Source organism: Thalassospira sp. Z349TD_5 (assembly GCF_056173045.1).
Map to the genome: position 1 here is coordinate 2,306,761 of NZ_CM149654.1, position 26,307 is coordinate 2,333,067.

Sequence of the window (26,307 nt, forward strand, 5' to 3'; positions counted from 1 at the left end):
CTGCCCACGCAACCAGCCCGAAAACTTGACCATGCAGTCAGGAAACAGGCAGTATAACAGCGCAATATTTACCTTTTCGTGACCGGGCCAATTGGGTATGCTCCGCGCGAAATTCTTCTAGGATCACCCAAGGGAAATGTGCAACGCCATGAGCGTCATGGGACCAGCGGCGGATCATTATCCGCACCCACACCTCCTCGGCATCGAGGGTCTTACCCCCGGGGAAATCACCCTTATTCTTGATCGGGCACAGCATTACGCGGAAAAGAACCGCTCTGCTGACAAGACCAGCAATATTCTGGCCGGTGCCACGGTTGTTAATCTGTTTTACGAAAATTCCACCCGTACCCTGACATCCTTTGAGCTTGCCGCCAAACGGCTTGGTGCGGACGTCATCAACATGACGGTTGGAACAAGTTCGGTCAAAAAGGGTGAAACCCTGATTGATACGGCAATGACACTCAATGCGATGAACCCGGACGCGCTTGTCGTGCGTCATGGCGACAGTGGTGCTGTCAAATTGCTCAGCGAGAAGGTCAATTGCGCGGTTTTGAATGCCGGGGATGGTCGCCATGAACATCCGACACAGGCGTTACTGGATGCATTGACCATCCGTCGCCACAAAGGTCGCCTGCATCGTCTCAACGTTGCTATTTGTGGTGATATCGCCCATTCACGCGTGGCACGGTCCAATATCTTGTTGCTCAACACTATGGGATCGCGGGTGCGCCTTGTGGCCCCACCGACCTTGATCCCGTCAAAGATCGACCGGATGGGTGTTGAAATATTCCATAACATGGAAGAAGGCCTGAAAGACTGCGATATCGTCATGATGTTGCGTCTTCAGCTTGAACGCATGGAAGGCAGTTTCATTCCGTCTGTGCGTGAATATTTCCATTTCCATGGGCTTGATCGCGCCAAACTGGCAAATGCCAAACCCGATGCGCTGATCATGCACCCCGGCCCAATAAATCGTGGTGTCGAAATCGACAGTGAAGTGGCTGATGACGTTGAACGGTCGGTCATTCGCGAACAGGTCGAAATGGGGGTTGCCGTCCGCATGGCAACACTTGAAATGCTTGTCCAGAACCATAGAACGATGGGAGGTCAGGCATGAGCCCCGCCATTCGCGCCAAAGGCGCTGGCCAAAAGGCATTTATAAATGCCCGCCTAATTGACCCAGCAAAACAGACCGATACCCTTGGTGGTATTCTGATCAACGACGATAAAATCCTTAAAAGCGGTGCAGATGTTACGGCCGATACCGTGCCCGAAGGTTATCAGGTCACTGATTTGAACGGAGCATGTCTCGCCCCCGGACTGGTGGATATGCGCGCGCAATTGCGCGAACCGGGGTTTGAGCATCAGGAAACCATTGAAACCGCTGGAAAATCGGCGGCCACTGGTGGCATTACAACCATCATCGCCCTACCCAATACCGATCCGGTGATTGATGACGTGGCGGGTGTGGAATTTATCGCACGGCGCGCGCGCAAGGTTGGGTTGGCAAAAGTTTTTGTCTATGGCGCGGTCTCCAAAGGCATTGAAGGCAAGGAAATTACCGAGCTTGGCCTATTGCATCAGGCTGGTGCGGTTGCCTTTTGCGATGGCATTCAAACAATTGCCAGCGCACGCCTTTTGCGTCAGGCGCTGGCCTATTCGACCTTCTTTGACGGCATGATTGTTCAGCATCCCGAGGAACCGGAACTTTCCAGGGGGGCGGCGATGAACAGTGGCGAACTTGCCACCCGCCTTGGACTTTCGGGTGTATCGCCCCTGGCCGAGGTTATTCAGATTGAGCGTGACCTGCGTTTGGTTGAAATGACGGGTGGGCGTTTGCATTTTGCCCATATTTCGACTGGTGAATCGGTTGACGTCATCCGCAAGGCCAAGAAACGCGGCCTGAAAATTACTTGTGATACCGCGCCGTTCTACTTCGCCTTGAACGAGAATGCGGTGTCCGATTACCGCACATTTGCCAAACTGTCCCCGCCGCTTCGATCCGAAGATGATCGTCAGGCGATTGTTGCGGGGCTGGCTGACGGCACGATTGATGCCATAGCATCGGACCATAATCCGCAAGATGTTGACTCAAAGCGCCTGCCCTTTGCGCAAGCCGCCGCCGGTGGTGTCGGATTTGAAACGTTGCTGCCCATCGCACTTGAGCTCTATCACAACGGGCATATATCACTGCTTGAGGTCATCACGAAATTGACCCGTGTTCCAGCAGCGCTTGTCCGTATCAAGGGGGCTGGCACGCTTGAAGAAGGAACGCCTGCGGATCTTGTGGTCTTTGATCCGGACCGTCCGTGGAAAATTGATCCTTACCAATTCCAGTCCAAATCAAAAAACTCGCCCTTTGATGGTCGTCTGACGCAGGGCCGCGTTTTGCGCACCCTGATTGATGGCCGCGAAGTCTTTACGGAAGGTGCCTGAGATGGAACTTGATGCAACCTACAAAGCAATGTTGATGTCGCTTCAGGTGGCAACCGTTTGCGGTTATTTGCTGGGGTCCATTCCGTTTGGCCTTGTCCTCACCCGCATGGCCGGTCTTGGTGATATTCGCAAAATCGGTTCGGGCAACATTGGTGCAACCAACGTTTTACGCACCGGACGCAAGGGCCTTGCCTTCCTGACCCTGATTGGGGACGCGGGCAAAGGTGCGTTTGCAGTTCTGATTTTCACCCACCTTGTCGGCGTCGAACAGGGCATCTTTGCCGGTGGGGCCGCCGTGATTGGCCATATGTTCCCGGTCTGGCTACGGTTTAAGGGCGGCAAAGGTGTTGCCACGACCCTTGGAACCCTTGCTGCCGTAAACTGGATCATGGGGCTTTGCGCAGCACTTACGTGGCTGGTGATGGCGCTGATATTCCGCATCTCATCGCTTTCGGCGCTGATTGCGATGATCGCAGCCCCACTTGCCGCTTTCTTTATTGCCAATGATCCGGGTGCTGGATGGCTTGGCGTGTTTTTGGCGGTGATTGTCTGGCTTGCGCATCACGCCAACATCAGACGCCTTCTGCGCGGTGAAGAACCCAAAATCGGGCAAAAGAAAAAAGACGCACAAGCAGACGGCGACAAGGACGAAGATATCCAAGCGAGCTGAGCGACAGTCTTTTGAAGTACTTGACGAATTAACGCCCGGATGAGCACAATCCGGGCGTTATGCTTTTTGATCATGAGCAACCTTCGCGATTATCGCAATCTGAACGTCTGTCGCGCATACGACTGGCGCGCAGCAGCAATATTGGCCCGATCACATTTCGCAAACTTCTTGATCGATTTGGCACGGCCCGTGATGCGATCGAACAGTTGCCTGACATCATTGCCAAAACTAAAGGATTTCGCAAAATCGTTCTGGCCAGCAGGAACGACACGGTTGTGGAAATCGAACTGGCCCAAAAATGCGGGGCAAAACCGGTTATTTGGGGCGACCCGGAATATCCAGCCCTTCTGGCCCGGATCGAAGATGCCCCACCTTATTTTTATGCCATCGGCCGTGTTGAGCTTTTAGCCCGCCCTGCGATTGGGCTGGTCGGGGCACGCAATGCATCGGCAAACGGATGCGGATTTGCCCGAAAGCTTAGCCACAGCCTATGTGATGCGGGGTATGTTGTGGTGTCAGGCATGGCGCGCGGCATTGATGGGGCAGCCCATGAAGCGGCCCTTAAGGCCGATCCAAAAGCGAATGGTGGCACGATTGCCGTTCTGGGCGGCGGGGTTGATGTTATCTATCCACGCGAACATCGCGATCTTTATGGCAAACTGTGCGAACAGGGCTGTGTTATTTCTGAAATGCCGCCCGGTTTACAGCCACAGGCGCGTCATTTCCCAAGGCGGAACCGCATTATTTCCGGCCTGTCATATGGAACGGTTGTGATTGAGGCGGGTCGCAACTCCGGATCCTTGATCACGGCAAGGTTTGCCGGTGAACAGGGACGCGATGTGTTTGCCGTTCCCGGCTCCCCAACCGATCCGCGAGCAGCAGGCCCAAATAGCCTGATCCGGGATGGCGCAATATTATGCGACTCTGCGGATGTGATTTTGGATGCTTTGCGTGATGCGACGCAAAACACGCACCTTTTTGAAGATTTTCATCAATTTAACACGAACGCACGCAGCCCTGAGGCAAATAGCGATCCGGCGCGGTATGATGACATCGAACAATCGATTGTTCAGGATGCGGAAAATTCCGGATCAAAAGAACCGTCACAAAGCATTGAAATTGATAACGAACTGGGGGATTCATCCCCCACCGACACCGATGCGGATCATAGTGGCAAAGTTCTTGATCTTTTATCGACCACACCGCTTCTGATTGATGACCTTATTCGAGCGTCTGAGCTTCCGGCAAACAGCATTTCGAGCATTCTGATTGAACTCGAACTTGCAGGAAGGGTTGAACGTCACCCCGGAAATAGGGTATCGCGTATCGCCAAATGAGAGTCGCGTCGAAATCAGGCGTGACAAATATTGTTGTGATTTGCTGCAATTTGCGCAATCTGGTCTGGACTCCCGATACACTATATATGTGTCGCTCATTCGGATTATTCGGATTATTCGAAGCACAACATAATGATCGCCTTCGGGCGCAAGAACCGGACACGAAAAACGTAATAAATCTTGTCATCGTCGAATCCCCGGCCAAAGCCAAGACGATCAACAAATATCTCGGTGATGATTATAAGGTGCTGGCCTCTTTCGGTCACATCCGCGACCTTCCGTCCAAAGACGGTTCGGTCGATACCGACAACGACTTTTCGATGATCTGGGAAACAGACGGTCGATCTGAAAAACAGATCCGTGAAATTGCTTCGGCAGCGCGAGAACTCCGACACCATCTATCTCGCGACTGACCCGGATCGCGAAGGTGAAGCCATTTCGTGGCACATTCTTGAGGTGCTTGAGCAGAAAAAATTGCTCCGTGGGCGTGACGTCCATCGCGTCGTGTTTCACGAGATCACCAAAAAGGCTGTTACCGAGGCAATTGCCAATCCGCGTGAGCTTAATAAAGAGCTGGTCAACGCCTACCTGGCGCGCCGCGCATTGGATTATCTCGTCGGGTTTAACCTGTCGCCGGTTCTGTGGCGCAAACTGCCCGGTTCACGGTCGGCTGGCCGTGTGCAATCGGTCGCACTTCGTCTGATTTGCGAACGCGAAATCGAGATTGAAGCATTTCGCGCCGATGAATACTGGTCGCTCGAAGCTGGGTTTACGATCCCGGAGGGCAATTTTTCGGCCCGCCTCACCCATTTGAATGGTGAAAAACTCGACAAACTTGCCCTTGGCAACGAAGACGCCGCCAAGATTGCGCAGGAAAAAGTCGAATCGCGTAGTTACACGGTTTCCAAGGTTGAGCGCAAAGACGTTAAACGCCGTCCGCAGCCGCCTTTCACCACCTCAACCTTGCAGCAGGAAGCATCGCGTAAGCTTGGCTTTGGGGCCAAGCGCACCATGCAGCTTGCCCAGCGCCTGTATGAGGGGATTGATATTGGCGGCGAAACCGTTGGTCTGATTACCTATATGCGTACCGATGCCGTCATATTGTCGGGAGAAGCATTGGCCGCGGCACGTCGCCTGATCGGCAAGGATTACGGTGATCAGTATCTGCCCGCAAATGCGCGCAGCTTTGCTAACAAATCCAAGAACGCGCAGGAAGCCCACGAAGCCATCCGTCCAACCGATCTGTTCCGCCGCCCCGATCAGGTGGCGCGACACCTCGATAAAGATCAGTTGAACCTTTATACCCTGATCTGGAAGCGGACCGTCGCCTGTCAGATGGAAGACGCGCGTTTTGATCAGGTTGCGGTTGATCTGTCATCGAATGACAATCACGTTGTTTTGCGTGCCAATGGCTCGGTCGTGAAGTTTGACGGCTTCCTGAAACTGTATCAGGAAGGCAAGGATGATGATTCAGACGATGAAAAAGACCGCCGTCTGCCGCCGTTAAAAGAAGGTCAGAAACCCGATCTTGGCAAAGTCAGCATTGATCAACACTTTACCCAGCCCCCGCCCCGCTATACCGAGGCGAGCCTGGTCAAGAAGATGGAAGAACTCGGCATTGGCCGTCCGTCAACCTATGCGTCGATCATTTCAGTGTTGCAGGACCGTAACTATGTCTTGCTCGAACGTCGTCGCTTTGTCGCGCAGGACCGTGGTCGAACTTGTCACAGCGTTCCTGTCGAAGTTCTTTGAACGTTATGTGCAGTACAACTTCACAGCCGACCTTGAAAACCAGCTTGATGAAGTCTCGATGGGCAATCTGGCCTGGAAAGATGTTCTGAAAGATTTCTGGTCTTCGTTCAAAGGCAACGTTGACGAAGCCAAGGAACTTAAAATCACCGAAGTACTTGATGCACTTCAGGTGATGCTGGAAAACTATCTGTTCCCGACCCGCGAAGACGGCAAAGATCCACATAAATGCCCGAAATGCGAAGATGGTCAGCTGAGCCTGAAACTGGGTAAGTTTGGCGCCTTCCTTGGCTGTTCAAACTATCCGGAATGTAATTTCACCCGTCCGTTGGTTGCCAATGAAAACGGCAGTGATTCCGAACTTGATGCCGGACCAAAGGTCCTTGGCGTTGACAAGGAAACCGGCAAGGAAATTACACTGCGCAAAGGCCCATACGGCGTTTACGTGCAGCTTGGCGAAGAAGAAGAAGTCGAAGGCAAAAACGGCAAGCCCAAAAAGGTCAAACCAAAACGGACATCCTTGCCCAAGGGGCTGGAACCGTCGGTCGTTGACCTGTCGAAAGCCGAGGAGCTTCTGACTTTGCCGCGTCTGGTCGGGATTTATCCTGATACCGGTGAAGAAATGAAAGCCAATGTTGGTCGTTTCGGCCCCTATGTTCAGGCAGGCAGCATATTTGCGTCGCTTAAGGCCGATGATGACGTCCTGACGATTGGCGAAAACCGCGCCATTACCCTGATTGCGGACAAACGTGAAAAGGCCGGCACGGAGATCGGCAAGCATCCTGACGACAATGAACCGATCTTCGTTGCCGTTGGTCGCTGGGGTCCGTTTGTGAAGCACAAAAAGACCATCGCCAACATCCGCGACGTTGAACGTGACGACATCACGCTGGAGATGGCGATCAAGGCGATTAAGGAAAAGGAAGCCAAGTCGGGCAAAACCACCAAAGCCACGGCGAAGAAAGCGGCTCCGAAGAAAACAGCGGCGAAGAAGACCCCCGCTAAAAAGAAAGCTGCAAAGAAACCTGCAGCGAAAAAGACAACCACGAAAAAGGCGGCGGCGACGTAATCGCCGCCTTCCTTTTTCGGGCGACACGATTGAAAGGACGCCGCAAAGTTGGCGAACGATAGAGACGATAAGAAGCACTTCCCGACACGGGAAGAAATCATTGAGTTCATCGGCATGAGCCCGACCCCGGTCGGTAAGCGCGAGATCGCGCGCGCCTTTAACATTAAAGGTGCGGCCAAAATTGAGCTTAAAAAAGTCCTCAAAGACCTGAATATCGGTGGTGACGTCGTCAAGGGACGTCAACGGTTTGATAAACCAGACCGCCTGCCCCCGGTCGATGTTCTTGAAATCACCGGCATTGATGATGACGGCGAAGTTCTTGCCAAGCCAAATGTCTGGAAGCACGACTACGAACCGCCACAGATCACAGTCAAGTCGATCCGTCGCGGTGGACCAAGTGCACCGGGCGTTGGTGACAAAATCCTTGCCAAGTTGCGCTATACCGGCAAGCAAACCTACGAAGCCAGCATCATGAAGGTTCTGGGCAGCGGTCCTCAACGCGTTCTGGGTCTTTATCGACCGAACGAGCGCGAAGGCCGTGTTGTGCCGACAGACCGCAAGGATAGCGGCGAGATCGCGGTGCCACTTGATGATCATCCCGATCTTGAGACCGGTGCGCTGGTTTTAACCGAAATTCTGCCGGGCAAACATTTCGGATTGCGCAAAGGCCGCATCACCGAAGTTCTTGGCAACATCAACGAACCAAAGTCGATCAGCCTTGTGTCGATCCATGCGCGTGGCATTCCATTTGAATTCCCGCCAGAAGTCGAATTACAGGCCCGTGAGTCCAAGGCAACGCCGATGGACAAACGTACAGATCTGCGCGACATCCCGCTTGTCACCATTGATGGCGCCGATGCGCGTGACTTTGATGATGCTGTTTGGGCCGAAGCCGACACCGCCCCGGAAAACGAAGGCGGCTGGCACCTTATGGTGGCGATTGCCGATGTGTCCTGGTATGTGCGTCCGGGCGATGCGCTTGACCGCGAGGCGGTAAAACGCGGCAACAGTTGCTATTTCCCTGACCGCGTGGTGCCGATGTTACCGTTTGAACTGTCAAACGGTTGGTGTTCGCTTGTTCCCCATGAAGACCGTGGCTGTATGGCCGTGGAAATGTGGCTCGACAAGAATGGCCATAAGCTTCGGCATAAATTCTATCGCGGAATGATGCGGTCCGCGGCCCGTCTGACCTATGATCAGGTTCAACGCGCCGTGGATGGGCAGCCAGACGATACGACGGGTCTGCTGGTTGATACGGTTATCAAACCGCTTTATGGCGCGTTTGATGCCTTCCTACAGGCCCGCAAGCGCCGTGGCGTTCTGGAACTTGACGTTCCCGAGCGCAAGATCGAACTGAACGAACAGGGTCAGATCGTTGCCATTGCACCGCGTGCCCGATTTGACAGCCACAAGCTGATCGAAGAGTTCATGATCGCGGCCAACGTTTGTGCGGCCGAGGAACTTGAGCGCATCAAGCAACCTTGCATGTATCGTATCCACGATGCACCAAGCGAGGAAAAGCTCGAAGCGCTGCGTGAATTCCTTGAAGGGGCTGGCTATACGCTGAATAAGGCAGCCGTTTTGCGCCCACGTGATTTCAACCAGATCCTTGAAAAAGCCAAAGACACGCCAGAGGCCGAACTGATCAATACCGTGGTATTGCGCAGTCAGTCACAGGCGATGTATAGCCCCGACAACATCGGGCACTTTGGGTTGGCGCTGAACAAATACGGGCATTTCACATCCCCGATCCGCCGCTACGCCGATCTTTTGGTTCATCGCGCATTGATTGCCGGACTGAAACTTGGTGAAGGTGGCCTGCCGCCTGAAGAAGGGGAACGGTTTGAGCAAATCGGTGCAGACATCTCCGGCACCGAACGCCGTGCAGCCATGGCAGAACGCGACGCGGTTGACCGGTATGTTGCAGCCTACATGTCCGACAAGGTCGGAGCCGAATTCCCCGGCAAGATTTCCAGCGTCACGCATTTTGGTCTGTTCATTTCGTTACAGGAAACCGGCGCGGATGGTCTGGTACCGATTTCCACCCTGCCCGACGACTATTACGTTCACGACCCCGCCAACCACGCATTGGTTGGCCAAAACCGTGGCAAGACGTTCCGTCTGGGGGATCAGGTTGTCGTACGTATTGCCGATGCAGACGCCGCCACAGGATCGCTGGCACTGCGTTTGGCCGAACATGCCGATATCACGGCACGCGATCTGGAAGAACGCCCACGCACTGGCCGTCGTGGCCAGCAAAACCGCCGCGGCAGCCCGGGGGATCGCAGCCACCGTCATGGCAGCAAGCCAGGATTCCGATCCGGCCCCCGTGATGCCGCTGGTCCGGGTGGGACGTCAGCGACAAAGTCCAAGGGGAAAGGTCCGGCCAAGCCCGGGGGCAAAAAGAAAACAACCCCAAAAAAGCAGCGTAAAATGGTCGCATCCGATCGCGTTGCACGCAGCAACGCAAAACGCGGTGACAAACCGCAATAAGACCCAAGACATCTATTAAGACGTTTAAAGGGCGGCCCGTTTAGGTGGCCGCCCTTTTTCGCATCTGTCTAGTTCCTACAAACATTGCTTACATCATTGTATCGATGAATTTTGCAAGTTGGTCGGCCGTTTGTTTGCCACGGTTACTGATAATCGCAACATTGCCCGGCAAACCTTCAAGGTCGGGATGACCGGCATCGAAGCTTGTCAGCAAACCAAGTTTTTTATTGGCCAGAGTTTTCATCGCAGCCAGTGCACGGATCAATTCAATACCGCTTAATCCATCAAGAACGGCGGCTGTGATCACGGCATCAGGATGTGATTGCACAACGGTTTCAAATGCTTCGACAGCAGTGCGTGCCGTGATGGTGCGGAAACCCTTTTCGCGCAACTCGCGCTGCAGAAAACGTGCCTGTACAGCCGTCGCCGTCACCAAAAGGACTTCCTTGTCATTGGCCGTGACCGCAGTATCTTTTGCTCCCTCTTCGTCAGCTTTGGCGCTGCGGGTTGGCAGAGAGCGCAGAATACGTGTTTCTTCATCAGCAGCCGGGTTGGTCCCGCTTTCAATGATCTCACGGATCCAACTGGTGAAATCGACAAGGGAAGCCGCTTCAAGATCATTAATCTCGGTCAATTCGGCAATGTAGTCTTCCAGACGATGGGCAATTGCCCCAACCAGTGGGAAGCCGAATGATCCCGCAAGTCCCTTAACGGTGTGGGCTTCGCGGCGCAATTCGGCAATCCCCGGTCCGGCTTCATCCATACCACCTGCGATACGATCAATTGTGGTTTCAATCCGGTTCAACCCGGTCCACGGTGTCCTCAATGAAGTCCTGTTTAAGACTGGCGACGATATCGTCAGCATTTCCCATTGGGCAACTCCTTTGGCAGGTATTTGATAACGTTCAATAATCTTTAGTTCGCGCAGGAGCTGAATTGGGTGGCACGAATTCTCTTGCTTACGCTATTGAACATCATGATGATGGTTTGACGTTTCAATGCCCCTTTTTAGCCCCCGGATCAAGGGGGCAAAAAAGAAACTGGAGTTCTCGCCCCATGACCGACGCGCACGCCCCACACCAAAGCCGCGGCAGCCGACTAATGACAGGTCTGCGCCGTGGTTTTCGCCGCAAATGCCCCAATTGCGGCCAAGGTTTTGCTTTTGGCGGCTATCTTAAACTTCGATCTGAATGCGACGTCTGCGAACATCCGATTGGCGAGTACCGCTGTGACGATGCCCCGCCCTATTTCACCATTTTTCTGGTGGGACACATTGTTGTGTCAGGCGCCCTTGCCATGGAACAATCCATGAGCCCATCGATGACACTTCAATTGGTTGTCTGGCTGCCAACAACGGTTGTGTTGTGCCTTGGCATTCTGCCCTTCGTCAAGGGAGCTGTTCTGGGCACGCAGTGGGCCATGGGGATCAAAGGATAGCCATTGGCCTGATGGCGATTTTCCTTTAGAATTAGTCCTCTTGGCACTTTATTTGAACCGGAACATTTAATTGGTTACAGCTGCTTTGCCAATCACCGACACCTGCTCTTTGACGTGCCGTCCGCGAAGACATTTGCGTATGGTCGTACTTGTTGGTGCCTGTCTTTGGCAAGCAGCATGTGCCACATCCAACCAGCCCGCAATAACATCAGTTGATGATCCGCAAACGCGAGATCTGCTTAACCAGACCATTGAACTGGTTGCGACACGCTATATTGATCCGATCAGCCGTGAACAGATTCTGGTTAACACACTTGATGGCCTTTCTGATCTGGATAACAACATTCGGGTAAATATTACCCCTGATGACCTTGTTCTGAACTATGGCACGCAAACGGTGCAAACCATCGAGCTTCCCAAAACGCCCGACAGTGGCGGCAGCCCGATGGTGTGGTCAGAGATCACCATCAAGGGACTGAGTACATACCGGGCTTATTCGCCGGATTTGCGTTCCAGTTCGACACTCGACATTCAATCCGCACTGATCAGCGGAGCGATCCGCAATCTGGATCGCTACAGCCGTTATGAAGGCCCAAAGCAGGCTGAAACGGCGCGCAACCGTCGTGATGGCTATATCGGGATCGGGGTCCGTGTGATTGGCGGGGAAGGATACCCTGTGGTCAAACTGGTCCATCCTGATAGTCCAGCCGATTTGGCCGGTTTGCATCCGGGTGATGAGATCATCTCAGTCAATGGCGATGACATGTATGGCCAGACCAGCCAGTTCACAGCAGACCTTTTGCATGGCGAAGAAGGCAGCAGTGTGCGCATGGAGGTCAATACCGCCAGTTCACTACAAATCATCCCAATGGAGATTGTGCGTGAACGAGTGATTGACCGGACAGTCTTTACCGAGTTTCGCGACAATGTGCTGATTGCGCGCCTGAGCAGTTTTAACAATGCGACGGCCTCTGCCCTTGGTGACAGCCTTCTAACGGCTCAATTACGTCCTGGCGGGCTCAAAGGGGTCATCCTTGACCTTCGTGGCAACCGTGGGGGCCTTTTGCAGCAGGGTGTGGCGGTTGCCGACCTGTTTTTGGAAAACGGTCCCATTGGCAACACGTTTTCTCGCGTGATGGCCGCACGCCATGTGTTTAAAGCTGAAACAGGTGATGTCAGTTCTGGTGTCCCCCTTGTGGTCCTGATTGATGGGCGCACGGCATCATCGGCGGAGTTGGTCGCAGCAGCACTTCAAGATCGCAATCGCGCCGTGCTGATTGGATCGACCAGTTTTGGCAAGGGTTCTGTTCAGGCCATCAACGATCTTCCTAACAAAGGTACGCTGACGTTCACGTGGTCACGCATGACGGCACCTTCTGGCTACACGTTTGATCGAATTGGTCTGTTCCCGGCGGTCTGTACGGGCACACCGGCGACGCAGAAAATCAATGCGTCCGATCAAGTAACAAATGCACTGGCCCATCACGATCAGATCACCAAGATCATGACAAAGTGGCGCAGTCTTGATTATCAGGACGAAGCAACACGGCGAGAGCTTCGGGACGTCTGCCCGGCCGATACGCATGGCACGGGATTTGACGTTGAAGTTGCCCTTGAATTGATCAAAAACCACCCTTATTACAGGACGCTCGTCTTTGCTGGACAACAGGAAATCGCGGACATTTTTAACGTCGAGTAAAAATGCATTATTTTTTGCCAAAATGGCTTGACAGTCTGTCGATAACCTTTATGTTCCGGCGCCTGAGATACACCTGAACACAGGATGCAGAGACATGGCGAAGCCCGCTTCGATCCTCGTAAAGTTGGTAAGCACCGCAGATACCGGTTACTTCTATGTTGTTAAGAAGAACCCGCGGAATACCACCGAGAAATTCCAGTTTCGCAAGTACGACCCCGTCGTGCGTAAGCACGTCGTGTTCAAAGAAGCGAAAATGAAGTAATCTGGTTCTTCGGAACTTGATTGCACTCAGACTTTAAAAAAGACGTGTCCTTCTGGGCACGTCTTTTTTTATTGGTCCCGGAAGGTTGTGCCAGATCGAGCTGAATGGCATCCACATTTAAAGGACGACCATTACGTCCTCCCAACACCCGCACGTCGCCTAAGACGAAAACTGCCGGTACCCAGCCACAGCAAGCAACAACCAGCCGACAATAAATGCGATGCCCCCAATGGGTGCTACGGCGCCAAAAACTGACAAGCCGGTAAACGCAATCACGTAAAGCGCGCCACAAAAGAACACGATGCCAACCAGCATGGCATAGGCAGCAGCCCGCAAAAGCTTTTCATCGGGCACTTGGCGAACAACTGCCGCGATTGCAACAAGGGCCACGGCATGGATCAATTGATAATGTGCGCCCTTTTCAACAAGACCGCGCGCATAGTCCATGTCGCTTCCGGTCATCGCGTGGGCGGCAAATGCGCCCAGTCCGACCGCGATAGCGCCATTCAGCCCCGCCAGAATAACAGACATACGCATGGTGGGTTTTCTCCTGCTTGGCTACGCCATGAAAGTCATGCGCGACATTACCGGGCGTTTGGGAAAACAGCCATGCGATAACGCAAAAAAAATGGCCGTACATAAAAATGTACGGCCAGTAAACTCTCTTGGGGGAGATGTGTCGAACAATCTAAATGTCCGTCACAAGACTATTACTACCCCCGCGATCATCGAATTTCTGTGACAACCATCACAATTAGAAAATAATTTTCGAGGATGGCTGTCCATCCGAGACACTCATTCAAAGCCCCCAGCCAGAACAGATCACAGCTTAGTGGATGGATTCACTCAGGAATTCTTCAAGTCGGCGCACATCGGGAACATGCAGGCCGTTATCGACCTTGTTCACAAGTCCCTTGCGGCCAAGACTGCCCATAACGCGGGCCACCGTTTCACGCGATGTGCTGACACGTCCGGCAATTTCGGAATGCACCGGCACCGGTGACAATACTGCGGCGCCTGTATCATCTGAGACTTGCTGTGCACGGCGCATGATTTCGGCAACCACCCGTTCGTTGGCACCAAGGGTGCTGACATCGACAATGCGCCGTGTGGATGTGCGTACAATGCGCGCAAGTTCGCGAATGACGTTCCAGCCGACCGACGGATGGCTTTTGACAACCGTTTCAAAATTGGCCGGACTTAGGATGGCGACTTCCGTATCGTCCACGGCAAACACACAGGCCGACCTTGGCTGTCCATCAATGGCTGAAAGTTGCCCGACACAGCCACCCGCACCGATTTCTTCAAGCGTGATCTCACGCCCGGACAGCGAGTAATTCACGATCCGCACCCGACCAGACAGGATCAGATAAACATCGGAGCTGTCGGCTTCCGGTTCGATCATTTGCGCCCCGGCCGAGAAGTTTTTCCGGTTAATGTGGCGCTCCACATCAGTAAGCGCCTCCTCGTCCAAACCCGCCAAAATCCCGACGACAGATAATTTAACCATGTGTCCGTGCTTTTCGCTTTTGTGTTGTTTTTATGAGAACAGCCCATTGTCTTAAACAGGAAGGCCCACCCCATTGCAGTATCAAGTTTGATCATATGCAAACAAAGGTAGACTGACAATCATTGCGCATTGAAATGTTCGAAACCAGATCACGATAGACTTATCCATGCTGCATGTGCGAACATGTGATCGACGTTTTCAGTCAAGGCTTCATCTTTCGTCCGTCCCATTACCAAGGAGACCGACCATGAGTCCCGAGTTGGAAATCTTTCGCCGCAGCCCGACTGGCAAAGCCAAAAGCAAAAACCCAATCGTTTTTGTCCATGGCGCCTATACCGGTGCGTGGTGCTGGAACGAGCATTTCCTCACCTGGTTTGCCGATCAGGGGTTTGAAACAATATCCTTCTCTCTTCGTGGCCATGGCGGCAGTGGAGGCCGCGCACTGCGCAGCCTTGCTTCAATTGACGACTATGTCGAGGATCTGGAAGAAATCGTCGAGACATTGGGTAAAAAGCCTATCCTGATCGGTCATTCGATGGGCGGCTATGTTATTCAGAAATATCTTGAACGCCATACCGCCGAGGCGGCAGTTCTTTTGGCATCCGTCCCGCCAGAAGGACTTTTGGCAAGCAACGCGATGATGGCGATGGCCCAGCCTGATCTGTTTTTCCAGATGTTCTGGTTACAGGCCATCGGGCCCCATACATTGCTGCGCGAGCGTCTTGGGCGTGCGATGCTATCGCCTGACATCGCCGAAGATGAAGGGATGATCTATTTTGGGCGGCTCGAGACCGAAAGTCATCGAGCATTGATGGACATGATGGGGGCAAATCCTGTTTTCCTGTCACCCACAGAAGTACCGTCGATGCTTGTTCTTGGCGCACGCAATGACGAGATCATCCAAAGCGAACTGATCCATCGGACCGCCCGACGCTATAACGCCGACTATGCGCTGATTGATGATATCGCGCATGCCATGATGCTTGATAAAAACTGGGAAAAGGTTGCAGAAACTATCCTGCAATGGCTTGAAGTTACACTCGTTACTCAGGAACGTCGCAAAGGCAACAAAAGCGCTGCATGACAACGGCGAAAACAAGCGCTTTCCATTTTGTGGAAATTCTGGAAGCATGAACAACCTCTGGATTTAAAGTCTCACCAGATAAAAGGTTGTTGATATGCCCCGCAAAAATACATCTTTCCGCTTTGCGTCCTTTGTTACGATTGCTTGCTTAACCAGCATGTCCATACCCTCGGCACATGCCCAGCAAGCCACCGACGCCGTCGCGCCAGAAACCGGCAACACACAACGCATCGGGCTCGCCAGATCGATCACATCCGATAACTGGATGATCGCGGCGGCCAACCCGCTTGCAGTTCAGGCCGGGGCAGACGTCCTGCGCCGTGGCGGCAATGCGATTGATGCGATGGTCACCGTGCAAACGATGCTTGGCCTTGTAGAACCGCAGTCCTCGGGCCTCGGCGGGGGCGCTTTTCTGGTGTATTATGATGCAAACTCAGAAAAGCTTACAACGCTGGATGGACGCGAAACCGCACCGGAAAATGCCACACCAACCCTGTTTCAAGATGAAAACGGCGAACCGCTTGAATTCTATGATGCAGTTGTTGGTGGACGGTCGGTCGGAACACCGGGGACTCCGGCCTTGATGAAATCCGCCCACGAAAAGTGGGGGCAACTCCCATGGGAAAATTTGCTTGTCCCGGCAATTAACACAGCGACCAACGGCTTCTCAGTTTCCCCGCGACTGGCAGAACTGATCGCCAGTGACCAAGAAAAGCTTTCACGTGATCCGGTTGCGAAAAGCTATTTCTTTGACAAAGACGGTGCGCCACTGACAGTCGGGACGGTTTTAAAAAACCCGCAATATGCCACGACCCTAAAAGATTTGGCCGAAAACGGTACAACGAACTTCTATACCGGACAGATTGCGAGAGACATCGTGGCCAAAGTCACCGGTGCAAGCTGGAACCCCGGTGTTTTATCGCTTAGCGATCTTGCCCGTTATCACGTCAAAGAACGCGCTGCGGTTTGCGCGACCTACCGTGCATATGATGTTTGCGGCATGGGGCCACCGTCGTCAGGTGCCCTCACGGTTGGTCAGACGCTTGGGCTTCTTGAGCCTTATGACATTGCATCTCTTGGTCCGAATTCAGCAGAAAGCTGGCGCCTGATTGGGGATGCATCCCGCTTGGCCTTTGCTGATCGCGGGCGCTATATGGCCGATGTTGATTTCGTTCCCATGCCGTTAACCGGGTTGCTTGACGCGGACTATCTCGCAGTCCGGTCCGAACAGCTTAAGCGCGATACAGCCCTTGAAGATGTCGCACCGGGAACGCCAGCCTTTAGCCACGCGATGAACCTTTCTGACGACGACGCCATCGAATTTCCCAGCACAAGTCATTTTTCTATCGTTGATGCCTACGGCAATGTTGCGTCGATGACCACCACGATTGAAAACGGTTTTGGCTCACGCCTGATGGTGCGGGGCTTCATGCTCAACAACGAACTAACTGATTTTTCCTTCCGCACGCACACGGACGGCGTTCCCATTGCCAATCGGCTTGAACCGGGCAAACGCCCCCGCTCCTCAATGGCGCCGACAATCGTCATGAAGGACAATAAACCATTTATCGCAACCGGATCGCCCGGCGGGTCACGGATCATTGGCTATGTCACACAGTCGATCATCGCCATGATTGACTGGCAACAGCATCCTCAGGCAGCGGTCACCATGCCCCATTTGGTCAACCGGTTCGGCACCTTTGATCTGGAAGCAGGTACCTGGGCCGAGAACCTTGCCCCGGCCCTTGAGGACATGGGATTTGAGACCAGCATTCGGGATCTTAATTCCGGTATCCATGCCATCATGATCACCGAGGATGGGGTGATTGGTGGCGCCGATCCACGGCGCGAAGGCATCGTGATCGGGGAGTAACCACCTTGGTCAGACAAAACGGGCAGCACATAATGTGGCTGCCCGTTTTTCATTGGAAACGTCATACATTCAGGCTTAGCTGCCAGTTAGACAGTTAGCCAATCATCAAGAAGGGCATTCAGCTCTTTATGGTCGCTTGCGATGTAATCGGCCCCCGCTGCGCGCAGCATGTCGGCGGGCGTGATATCAACCAAACCAATGGTGGTCGCACCGGACGCAGCACCTGCACGCACACCGTTCTGACTGTCATCAACGACGACACATTCTGAAATTGGAACATCGATCTTTTTAGCTGCCAGCAAATAGACATCCGGGTGTGGCTTGGCATTAGCAACATCGTGGGCCGAACAAATATTGCCGTTAAAGCGTTCTTTAAGCCCAACCTTGCCCAATGACACTTCCATTTTGTCATGTGGACCATTGCTGCCAACCGCCATAGGGATGCCCTTGGCATCCAGAAGATCAAGGATCGGGCCGAGGTCGGCATAGGGTTCAAGGTCGTTGCGAAATGCCGTAAAAGTCCGCGAATAGCATTCTGACAGCCAGTCTTCTGGCAAGGCAATGCCAAACAGGTCTTTCATTTTGGGTGGCACCATCGCAAGTGTACCGCCGATGAAAAGATCATGGGTTTTTTGCATATCCATATCGCAACCATAGCCACAGAGCTGCTCGGTCAAGACACGACATGCAAGAGTTTCGGTATCAACAAGAACACCATCGCAATCAAAGATTACACCGTGTACAACTGGTTTGGTCATGTTTTGATTATCCTTACACACCAGCCAGTTCTGCCCACCGGGCTTCGTCATAGGCGACGGTGCGGGTACTTCCAAAATCAACCACAGGACGCTTGATCACGGTTGGATTGGCCGCAAGGATTTCCGCCGCCGCTGGTCCGCCCTGCTCAAGCGTTGCCTTATCGGTGTCTGACAGATTGCGATAGCTTGGCCCGCGTTTATTGATCAGCACCTTGCCACCGACTTCATCCAACCAGCTCGCAATAGTTTTGGCATCAATGCCATCGACACGGAAATCATGAAGTTTGTTTTCAACGCCCTTGGCGTCAAACCATTTCAGGGATTTGCGCACCGTGTCGCAATTCTTGATGCCGTAAATCGTAACCATGTTCATTCCTGTTTTGATGTCTGTGCGATGCAGCCATGCACGACACAAACGGTTTTGACCCTAAATCATTGAACCTATATAAAGACCACGCCTTGACGACGGCAACCCCATTGACCCTGATTTGATGACGAACGGCACAGATATGACTGTTAATCGACGTATTTCCGTCGCCCCGATGATGGATTGGACGGACCGGCATGATCGCTTTTTCTTGCGGCAGATCAGTCGGCATACGTTGCTTTATACCGAAATGGTCACAACAGGTGCGATCATTCATGGCGGTGTGGATCGGCATCTGCGCTTTAACGATGCGGAGCATCCGGTCGCCTTACAGCTTGGCGGCAGTGATCCCGATGATCTGGCGCGTGCGTGTGATATCGCCAATCGATATGCATACGACGAGATCAACCTTAATTGCGGGTGCCCGTCGGATCGGGTGCAAAATGGGGCGTTTGGCGCGTGTTTGATGGCGACACCAGATATCGTTGCCAATTGCGTTAAGTCGATGATTGCGGCCAGTGGTGCCCCGGTCACAGTCAAAAATCGAATTGGCATTGATGATCAGGAAGATTATCCGTCGCTCAAACGGTTTACCGAAACCGTGGCCAATGCCGGGTGCAAGACGTTCATCGTCCATGCCCGTAAGGCGTGGCTTAAGGGTCTGTCGCCCAAGGAAAACCGTGAAGTGCCGCCACTTCGCTATGAGCTGGTCTATCAGCTTAAGCAGGAATTTCCCGAACTGGAAATCCTGATCAATGGTGGCATCAAGACGCTTGATGAGACCGAAGATCATCTTAAGCATGTCGATGGGGTAATGATCGGGCGCGAAGCCTATCAAAACCCGTATGTTTTGTCGGATGTCGATCAGCGGTTTTACGGTGATGATACGCCCCCCCTGACCCGCCATCACGTAGTCGAGGCAATGCTGCCCTATATCGAACAACACCTTGGCGAAGAAAACGGCACGATTGGCCATGTCACCCGTCATATGCTGGGCATTTTTCAACAGATGCGTGGAGCCAAACAATGGCGCCGGTATTTAAGCGAAAATGCACACCGCAAAGGGGCCGGGACAGAGGTTGTGCGTGAAGCACTTGCCCTGGTGCCCGAGCTGCAAGACGAAGTACTTTCGGCATGACAGCCGATGCACCGGGTGAAAACGCCGATCCCGTCGCCGGTGACATAACCTGGCTCGACGGCAATGTGCCGTTTTCACCGCATTTTGGCGATGTGTATTTCAGCCCCAAAGATGGTCTGGCAGAAGCACGCTATGTCTTTCTGGACGGCAACAACCTGCCAAGCGCATGGCAAACGCGCGATAATTTCACCATTGGTGAAACCGGATTTGGCACCGGATTGAATTTTCTGGCGGCTTGGCACTGTTGGGCACAAGACCCCAACCGGTCAAAACGCCTGCATTTCGTGACTGTCGAAAAATATCCGCTTTCGCGCGACGACATGATCCGTGCCCATCAAAGTTGGCCGGAGCTTTCGGATTTCTCACACCAACTTGTCGATATCTGGCCGAATGAGACCATGTTACCCGGCGCCCATCGTTTCATCCTTGGCGAGGGCGCAATCAGTCTGACAGTTCTGATCGGTGATGCGGCTGACTGTTTTGATGATTATGACGGTACGATTGATTACTGGTTCCTTGATGGCTTCACCCCGTCGCGCAACGCCGACATGTGGCAGCCAAAGCTGTTTGCGGCCCTTGCATCTGCGTCACATGATGATGGGGCGACACTGGCGACTTTTAGCTCCGCGCGCATTGTGCGTGACGGGCTCAAAGATACTGGGTTCATGGTCAGTAAACGCCAGGGCTTTAATCACAAGCGTGACATGATCATCGCCACCCTGCCCGCCAAGGCACCGCCAGCGGCCGGATTAAAGATTTCCGATGATCCATGGTTTATCCTGCCCAAAGCCCACGCGCACCGATCAGTCGCGGTCATTGGGGCTGGCATGGCAGGGGCGGCCTGTGCACAGGCGCTGCGACAACGCGGGTGTGACGTTCATCTGTTTGAAAAGAACACACATACCGCCAGTGCGGCGTCGGGCAATGCGGTTGGTATGCTGGAACCCTATTTAACCGTCGATAACGCCATTATGGGGCGTTTTTACGAAGCCGGGTTCCGGTTTAGCCATCGCATGATCAAGCGCATGTTAGACGCCGGGTTGGTTGATGCTGATTTCTGTGGTGTGCTTTCCATGGTGACAGACCCGCGCACGCAAGAACGTCAAAATGGCCTTATGGCCCGCCTTCCCGACAAACCAGATTTGGTCAGAGCCCTTAACCGTGATGCGGCCAGCACGGCATTTGGTTTGCCCCTTCCTGCGGGCGGGTTGTTTTATCCTAATGCTGGCTGGGTTAATCCGCCGTCCTTTGTCAACGCCCTGTTGGATGGGATTGCCATCCATCTTTCCACAGAAATCGTCACAATTTCCGATGATACATCGGGCAAGATTTTGACATCCCGTGATGGGGTGCAGCACGGCCCGTTTGATGCAGTAATCATTGCCTGTGCCACCGAAACCGGGCAACTTTCACAAACGGCGTGGCTTAGCGCGCATATGCAACCTGTGCGCGGCCAGATCAGCACATTTTCGCAAAACATTGTCAGCGATGCACATGGTCAAGATAACATCCGCTGTGTGTTGAGCCATAAGGGATACATCACCCCGGCGCGCAAAGGTGTTCATGTCTTCGGGGCAACATTTGCACGTGACGACACACAAACCGACCTGCGCGAAAGCGACCATACGGTTAACATTGCCCAACTGGCCGATGTGTTACCCGATGTGGCAAAGGTGCTTTCGCCCGGCGATCTTGGTGGGCGTGCGGCCCTTCGTACTGTCACAACCGATCATTTGCCCATTGTTGGCCCGGCCCCTGATTATGATGCCTTCCTTGCGACCTATCCCGATCTGGACAAAGGTAAAAATTACGCGCGATATTTCAATGCGCCCTACCACAAGGACGTGTATATCTGTACCGGATTTGGGGCGCGCGGGTTGATTGCCGCCCCACTTTCCGCCGAAATTCTTGCCAGTGAGATTTGCGCCATGCCCCTGCCATTGGAAAAACAGCTGATGCATGCGATCCATCCCGCACGGTTCATCATTCGCGGATTGAAACGGCGGCAGATCACGGCATGAGTATGCGCGGAAAATTCCCACTGCAATCGTCCGAACGGATGCAAACAGCGACGATCCTTGCGCTGTTTTTCGTCGGGCTTTTCTTAATCCAAGGCGTTTTCCTGCCCTATTGGCCGGTATGGTTAAAGGCGCAAGGATTGTCGGCGGGTGAAATCGGCATTTTGCTGTCGCTGCCAAACTGGGTGCGGGTGTTTGCCGATCCATTGATTGCCCAGCGTGCGGACCACACAGGCAACCGCAAAACACCGATGATGTGGCTGGCGGGTATTTATGTCCTGACCGTTCTGGCGTTTCCGGTTTCAAGTAACTTCTGGTGGCTGGCCGGGTTGTCCGTTGTGATTGGCTTTACGTTTTCCCCGCTGTTGCCACTCGGCACGACCATTACCGTGCATGAATGCAAAACCCGCGACCTTGATTACGGGCGCGTCCGGCTTTGGGGATCGCTTGCGTTTATTTTTGCATCTTATGGTGCGGGTTGGGTGCTCGATGGAACCTCGACTACATGGATTGTCTGGATGCTATTTGTTGCTGGCATTGTCAATTTTGCCATCACCACCCGCATGCCTGATCCACAAACAGACCGTTCTCTGAGGTCCGGATCATCTCTTATGTATCTGCTGCGCAAGCCGGTTTTCCTGATCTATCTTGGCTGTATCGGCTTTGCCCAAGGATCGCACGGAACCTATTACAGCTTTGCCTCGGTCCATTGGGAAACGGTTGGTTATTCCCATGAAATGATCGGCACATTCTGGTCCATCGGAGTGATTGCCGAAATTGCGCTGTTTGCCGTTGCTGGCAAGTTTGTTCGCGGACGCCATCCGGGGATCCTTTTTGCCCTTGGTGCAACAGCGGGTATTGTGCGCTGGATTGTACTTGGCAGCAGTGATGCATTCTGGATGATTGTTCTTGTTCAGCCGTTACACGCCATGACCTTTGGCATCACCCATCTGGCAGCCGTCAGCTTTATCGCGCGCGCCATACCGCAACAATTGGCGACCTCGGCACAAAGCCTGATGGCGACCTTGTCGATGGGGGTGTTTTTAGGCAGCAGCATCTGGGCATCCGGCCCGCTGTATGATCATTTCGGATCACAGGCCTATTACGCCATGGCCGGACTTTCAGGGATTGCGCTGGTATTTTCCTTCTGGCTTATGCAAAGCTGGCGCGGCGAGGACAAGACATTCTGTGACTGACAGAGTTTTAATGAAAACAAACACAACCAAATCCGTCAAACGGGAGCCTTCATGACGTCAATGCCGTTATCACGCCGAATACGCCGCTGGAAATTCGGTCTGAAAACCCTGTTTGGCAGTTCACCTGCGGGCTATTTCATCCCGTATCGCTATGCCGATGAAACGGAAAAGGCGGTTGGAAAGCCAACCTACCCGGCGATTGAACGCATGATGGATCAGGCTGCGCCAACGATGAAGGCATGGCTGACCAAGGCGGAAAAATACCAAAGTATATTTGATACGCTCAACGATGCTGTGCCGCCCGAACCGCGTTGGCAGCAAAGCTGGTTCCCGCGCCTTGATGGCATGATGGCCTATGTCATGACGCGTGAATTTCGCCCCAAGCGGATTGTTGAAATCGGATCGGGCCATTCCACCCGGTTCTATCACCGTGCGATCCGTGATGGTGACCTTGAAACTGCGTTTCACGCGATTGATCCGGCCCCGCGTGCCGATATCGCCGAACTGCCAATTACGGTTGAGAAAACCATCGTGCAAAAGGCCGACCCGGCAGTTTTTGAGACCATCAAGGGGGCCGATATCCTGTCGATTGACTCAAGCCACATCCTGATGCCGGGAACCGATGTTGATTTGCTGTTCTCATCAGTCATCCCGACATTGCCAAGCGGCACAATCATTCATATCCACGACATCACCTTGCCCGGTGATTATCCTGCAGAATGGCAGTGGCGCGGATATAATGAACAACAGGGTGTCGCGTCCCTTTTAGCCGGAAACGGCTTTGAAATATTGTGGTCGAGTGCCTATGCAACGACACGGCTGCAAGATCTTGTTGATGCGTCCCCGGCAAAAAGCATTCATCTGCCAAAGGGTGCGATTGAAACCAGCCTGTGGTTGCGCAAGAAGTAAGATACCGCCTGCAAAAAAGGCACCAGAAAAAACAGGTGCCTTTCCTTCTGCCAAGCTCAGAGAATTGGCTTAATTTTTATACGGATCGGCCGCATCGCGCAGGCCGTCGCCCAGGAAGTTAAACGCCAGAACAACAATCACGACCGGCACCACCGGCAACATCAGCCATGGATACACCGCAACCGCATTGATGTTTTGCGCATCATTAAGCAACACGCCCCAACTTGTCACCGGTGCCCGCAGGCCCAGCCCCAGGAAGCTAAGCGCTGTTTCACCCAAAATCATGTTGGGGATCGACAGGGTTACCGATGCAATCAAGTGGCTGGCAAAGTTTGGCAGAAGATGACGTGCGACAATCCTTTTGGGCGATGCCCCCATCAAACGAGCAGCAAGCGCGTAGTCTTCTTCGCGAAGTGCAAGCAACTTGGACCGTACCGCTCGTGCAAGACCGGTCCAGTCAATCAGCCCCAATATGATCGTTATCCCGAAATAGATCAGGATCGGGCTCCAGGTGACCGGCAAGGCTGCGGATAACGCCATCCAAAGCGGGATTTCGGGCAAGGAACGGATCACCTCGATCACGCGCTGTGCGGTTGCATCGACCCAACCACCGTAATAGCCAGCCGCCCCGCCAATCACAATCCCAAGGAAGAAACTGACGGTAATGCCGACAAGACCGATGGTCAGCGAGACCCGCGCACCATAAATGATGCGTGAAAACATATCGCGTCCAAGACGGTCGGTGCCAAAGACAAACAAGGTGCCGTTTTGTGCTGGGCAGACGAAATGAAAATCGGTTTTAATCAGGCCCCAGAATTCGTAATCATCGCCAGAGCAAAAGAACCGAAGCCGATCAACCCGGCCCATGTTTGGCACGTAGTTCGGTTTAAGCGTTTCCATATCGACAGAGAAATCCGTGCCATATGTAAATGGCCCAACAAATTCCCCGTCATGAAACAGGTGAATGGATTGCGGCGGATGATGGATGAAATTCGAATTGCGCGTTTCCTGCGCATAGGGTGCGATGAATTCGACAATAAACACCGACGCATACATCACAGCCAAAATGATCAGCGAAACATAGGCCAACCGATGGCGTTTTAACCGCCACCACGTCAATCGCCACTGCGATGCGAGATAGTATTTTTCCTGTTCCGGCGTCAGGGCATCGCGTTCGTAGGGATTAAAGGGTGCTTTATCGATAAAATGCGCGTTGCGTTTTTCTTCATCACTGCTCATTTGCCGACCCCTCCCTGCAATCGAATGCGTGGATCAAGCCAGGCGAGTAAAACGTCGGAAACAAACATCCCCACAACCGTCAGAAGGGCAAGGAACATCAGGAACGAACCAGCAAGGTACATGTCCTGACTTTGCAAAGCGGTGAGCAACATCGGCCCGGTTGTCGGTAAGGACATGACAACCGATACAAGGACCGAACCCGAAACCACCTGCGGCAGGATATTACCAATATCGGCAATAAACGGGTTAAGCGCCATGCGCAGCGGATATTTAAACAGTACCTTAAGCGGTGACAGACCCTTGGCATGGGCGGTGACCACATATTGCTTGCCCAACTCATCAAGCAAATTGGCGCGCAAGCGTCGGATCATGGATGCGGTTCCCGATGTCCCGATGACGAGCACCGGCGCCCATAAATGTTCGACAACGGACATAACCTTGGCAAACGACCAACCCTGATTGATGAATTCCGGATCCATCAGCCCGCCGATTGAGGTACCAAACACCACATTGGCGTAATACAGCAATATCAAAGCAAACAGAAAGTTTGGCATCGCAAGGCCAAGGAAACCAAGCAGCGTAAAGCCATAATCGCCCCAGCTATATTGCCGGGTGGCGGAATAAATGCCGATTGGGAAGCTGACGATATAGATGAACAAAATGGTGCTGAAATTCAGAACCAGCGACAACCACAGCCGGTCGCCGACGACTTCGGTCACCGGCAGGTTATATTCAAATGAAAACCCAAGGTCGCCATGCAAAAGCCCCCAGGCCCAATCGAAATATTGTACATAAAGCGGCTGATCAAGGCCGTATTGGTGCTTTAAAAATTCGATTTTTGCCGGATCAACCGCCTCGCCCTGTGACTGCAGCTCGTTGAGATACGTGCTCAGGAAATCCCCGGGGGGCAGCTGAATGATCACAAACACCAGAACACTGATCATGATCAGTGTCGGCACCATTACAAAAAGCCGTCTAGCCAGAAAGGTCAGCATCGGCGGTTACGCTCCCCCAAACGTTTTATTCCCAATCCCACATCAGGAACAAACCGTCGAATAATCAA

General features: G+C 53.2%; 21 protein-coding genes and 1 pseudogene. 15 read left to right on the forward strand and 7 right to left on the reverse strand.

What is annotated here, in order from left to right; translation table 11 throughout:
• Positions 1–157: 157 nt before the first annotated feature.
• The 6 genes and pseudogenes from AC0VXT_RS10560 (at position 158) to rnr (ending at position 9,754) form a co-directional block, all read left to right on the forward strand.
• Positions 158–1,117 (forward strand): aspartate carbamoyltransferase catalytic subunit, encoded by a 960-nt coding sequence (locus AC0VXT_RS10560; RefSeq protein ID WP_475548575.1) that lies wholly within the window; start codon positions 158–160, stop codon positions 1,115–1,117.
• Complete coding sequence (pyrC, locus tag AC0VXT_RS10565; protein ID WP_475545407.1) at positions 1,114–2,436, forward strand: dihydroorotase; 1,323 nt, start codon at positions 1,114–1,116, stop codon at positions 2,434–2,436. Before AC0VXT_RS10560 ends, pyrC begins: the two co-directional genes overlap by 4 nt.
• A 1-nt stretch (position 2,437) precedes the next feature.
• Positions 2,438–3,106, forward strand: coding sequence for a glycerol-3-phosphate 1-O-acyltransferase PlsY (gene plsY, locus AC0VXT_RS10570; RefSeq protein ID WP_412776396.1), 669 nt, complete (start codon positions 2,438–2,440; stop codon positions 3,104–3,106).
• A 59-nt stretch (positions 3,107–3,165) separates the two neighbouring features.
• Positions 3,166–4,443, forward strand: a complete 1,278-nt coding sequence (gene dprA, locus AC0VXT_RS10575) for a DNA-processing protein DprA (RefSeq protein WP_475545408.1) — start codon at positions 3,166–3,168, stop codon at positions 4,441–4,443.
• Between the two features lie 173 nt (positions 4,444–4,616).
• Positions 4,617–7,261, forward strand: a pseudogene (gene topA / locus AC0VXT_RS10580) (type I DNA topoisomerase).
• 48 nt (positions 7,262–7,309) lie between these two features.
• Positions 7,310–9,754 (forward strand): ribonuclease R, encoded by a 2,445-nt coding sequence (rnr, locus tag AC0VXT_RS10585; RefSeq protein WP_475545409.1) that lies wholly within the window; start codon positions 7,310–7,312, stop codon positions 9,752–9,754.
• A gap of 88 nt (positions 9,755–9,842) precedes the next feature.
• Here the strand turns inward: rnr and AC0VXT_RS10590 are convergent, their stop codons facing one another.
• Positions 9,843–10,559, reverse strand: a complete 717-nt coding sequence (locus AC0VXT_RS10590; RefSeq protein ID WP_475545410.1) for an Hpt domain-containing protein — start codon at positions 10,557–10,559, stop codon at positions 9,843–9,845.
• A 251-nt stretch (positions 10,560–10,810) separates the two neighbouring features.
• On the opposite strand from AC0VXT_RS10590, the gene AC0VXT_RS10595 reads away from it, so the two are divergent.
• The 3 genes from AC0VXT_RS10595 (at position 10,811) to rpmG (ending at position 13,152) form a co-directional block, all read left to right on the forward strand.
• The gene (locus tag AC0VXT_RS10595; protein ID WP_276654608.1) at positions 10,811–11,191 is read left to right on the forward strand and encodes a DUF983 domain-containing protein; all 381 of its coding nucleotides are present in this window, start codon (positions 10,811–10,813) and stop codon (positions 11,189–11,191) included.
• A gap of 139 nt (positions 11,192–11,330) precedes the next feature.
• The gene (locus AC0VXT_RS10600) at positions 11,331–12,890 is read left to right on the forward strand and encodes a S41 family peptidase (RefSeq protein ID WP_022730654.1); all 1,560 of its coding nucleotides are present in this window, start codon (positions 11,331–11,333) and stop codon (positions 12,888–12,890) included.
• A gap of 94 nt (positions 12,891–12,984) precedes the next feature.
• Positions 12,985–13,152 carry a 50S ribosomal protein L33 gene (gene rpmG, locus AC0VXT_RS10605; protein WP_008890790.1) on the forward strand — a complete coding sequence of 56 codons (168 nt, stop codon included), beginning with the start codon at positions 12,985–12,987 and terminating at the stop codon, positions 13,150–13,152.
• A 159-nt stretch (positions 13,153–13,311) separates the two neighbouring features.
• Here rpmG and AC0VXT_RS10610 read toward each other — a convergent pair whose 3' ends face one another.
• A complete protein-coding gene (locus tag AC0VXT_RS10610; protein WP_475545411.1) occupies positions 13,312–13,689 on the reverse strand; it encodes a DUF423 domain-containing protein in 378 nt (125 codons plus the stop codon).
• A 292-nt stretch (positions 13,690–13,981) separates the two neighbouring features.
• Entirely contained in the window at positions 13,982–14,662 is a 681-nt protein-coding gene (locus AC0VXT_RS10615) for a Crp/Fnr family transcriptional regulator (protein ID WP_101300221.1), read from the reverse strand.
• Positions 14,663–14,909: 247 nt separating this feature from the next.
• Between AC0VXT_RS10615 and AC0VXT_RS10620 the strand changes: the two genes are divergently transcribed.
• Both AC0VXT_RS10620 and ggt read left to right on the forward strand, forming a co-directional pair.
• Positions 14,910–15,746, forward strand: coding sequence for an alpha/beta hydrolase (locus AC0VXT_RS10620; protein ID WP_475545412.1), 837 nt, complete (start codon positions 14,910–14,912; stop codon positions 15,744–15,746).
• Positions 15,747–15,903: 157 nt separating this feature from the next.
• Positions 15,904–17,619 (forward strand): gamma-glutamyltransferase, encoded by a 1,716-nt coding sequence (ggt, locus tag AC0VXT_RS10625; RefSeq protein ID WP_475545413.1) that lies wholly within the window; start codon positions 15,904–15,906, stop codon positions 17,617–17,619.
• 86 nt (positions 17,620–17,705) lie between these two features.
• Here the strand turns inward: ggt and AC0VXT_RS10630 are convergent, their stop codons facing one another.
• Together AC0VXT_RS10630 and AC0VXT_RS10635 are read right to left on the reverse strand one after the other, a co-directional pair.
• Positions 17,706–18,377, reverse strand: coding sequence for an HAD family hydrolase (locus AC0VXT_RS10630; RefSeq protein ID WP_475545414.1), 672 nt, complete (start codon positions 18,375–18,377; stop codon positions 17,706–17,708).
• A 13-nt stretch (positions 18,378–18,390) separates the two neighbouring features.
• Positions 18,391–18,744 (reverse strand): ArsC/Spx/MgsR family protein, encoded by a 354-nt coding sequence (locus AC0VXT_RS10635; RefSeq protein WP_475545415.1) that lies wholly within the window; start codon positions 18,742–18,744, stop codon positions 18,391–18,393.
• A 142-nt stretch (positions 18,745–18,886) separates the two neighbouring features.
• On the opposite strand from AC0VXT_RS10635, the gene dusA reads away from it, so the two are divergent.
• From dusA to AC0VXT_RS10655, 4 genes are read left to right on the forward strand one after another with little or no spacing between them, the layout of a single operon-like run.
• Positions 18,887–19,882 carry a tRNA dihydrouridine(20/20a) synthase DusA gene (gene dusA / locus AC0VXT_RS10640; protein WP_475548576.1) on the forward strand — a complete coding sequence of 332 codons (996 nt, stop codon included), beginning with the start codon at positions 18,887–18,889 and terminating at the stop codon, positions 19,880–19,882.
• The gene (gene mnmC / locus AC0VXT_RS10645; RefSeq protein ID WP_475545416.1) at positions 19,879–21,903 is read left to right on the forward strand and encodes a bifunctional tRNA (5-methylaminomethyl-2-thiouridine)(34)-methyltransferase MnmC2/FAD-dependent 5-carboxymethylaminomethyl-2-thiouridine(34) oxidoreductase MnmC1; all 2,025 of its coding nucleotides are present in this window, start codon (positions 19,879–19,881) and stop codon (positions 21,901–21,903) included. The genes dusA and mnmC overlap by 4 nt, the downstream gene beginning before the upstream one ends.
• A complete protein-coding gene (locus AC0VXT_RS10650; RefSeq protein WP_475545417.1) occupies positions 21,900–23,096 on the forward strand; it encodes an MFS transporter in 1,197 nt (398 codons plus the stop codon). The genes mnmC and AC0VXT_RS10650 overlap by 4 nt, the downstream gene beginning before the upstream one ends.
• A 51-nt stretch (positions 23,097–23,147) precedes the next feature.
• The gene (locus AC0VXT_RS10655; RefSeq protein ID WP_475545418.1) at positions 23,148–24,005 is read left to right on the forward strand and encodes a class I SAM-dependent methyltransferase; all 858 of its coding nucleotides are present in this window, start codon (positions 23,148–23,150) and stop codon (positions 24,003–24,005) included.
• A 69-nt stretch (positions 24,006–24,074) separates the two neighbouring features.
• On the opposite strand, the gene AC0VXT_RS10660 is transcribed toward AC0VXT_RS10655, so the two are convergent.
• On the reverse strand, positions 24,075–25,244 hold the full coding sequence (locus tag AC0VXT_RS10660; protein WP_475545419.1) for an ABC transporter permease: 1,170 nt from the start codon (positions 25,242–25,244) through the stop codon (positions 24,075–24,077).
• Positions 25,241–26,239 carry an ABC transporter permease gene (locus tag AC0VXT_RS10665; RefSeq protein WP_412776409.1) on the reverse strand — a complete coding sequence of 333 codons (999 nt, stop codon included), beginning with the start codon at positions 26,237–26,239 and terminating at the stop codon, positions 25,241–25,243. Before AC0VXT_RS10665 ends, AC0VXT_RS10660 begins: the two co-directional genes overlap by 4 nt.
• Positions 26,240–26,307 lie beyond the last annotated feature (68 nt).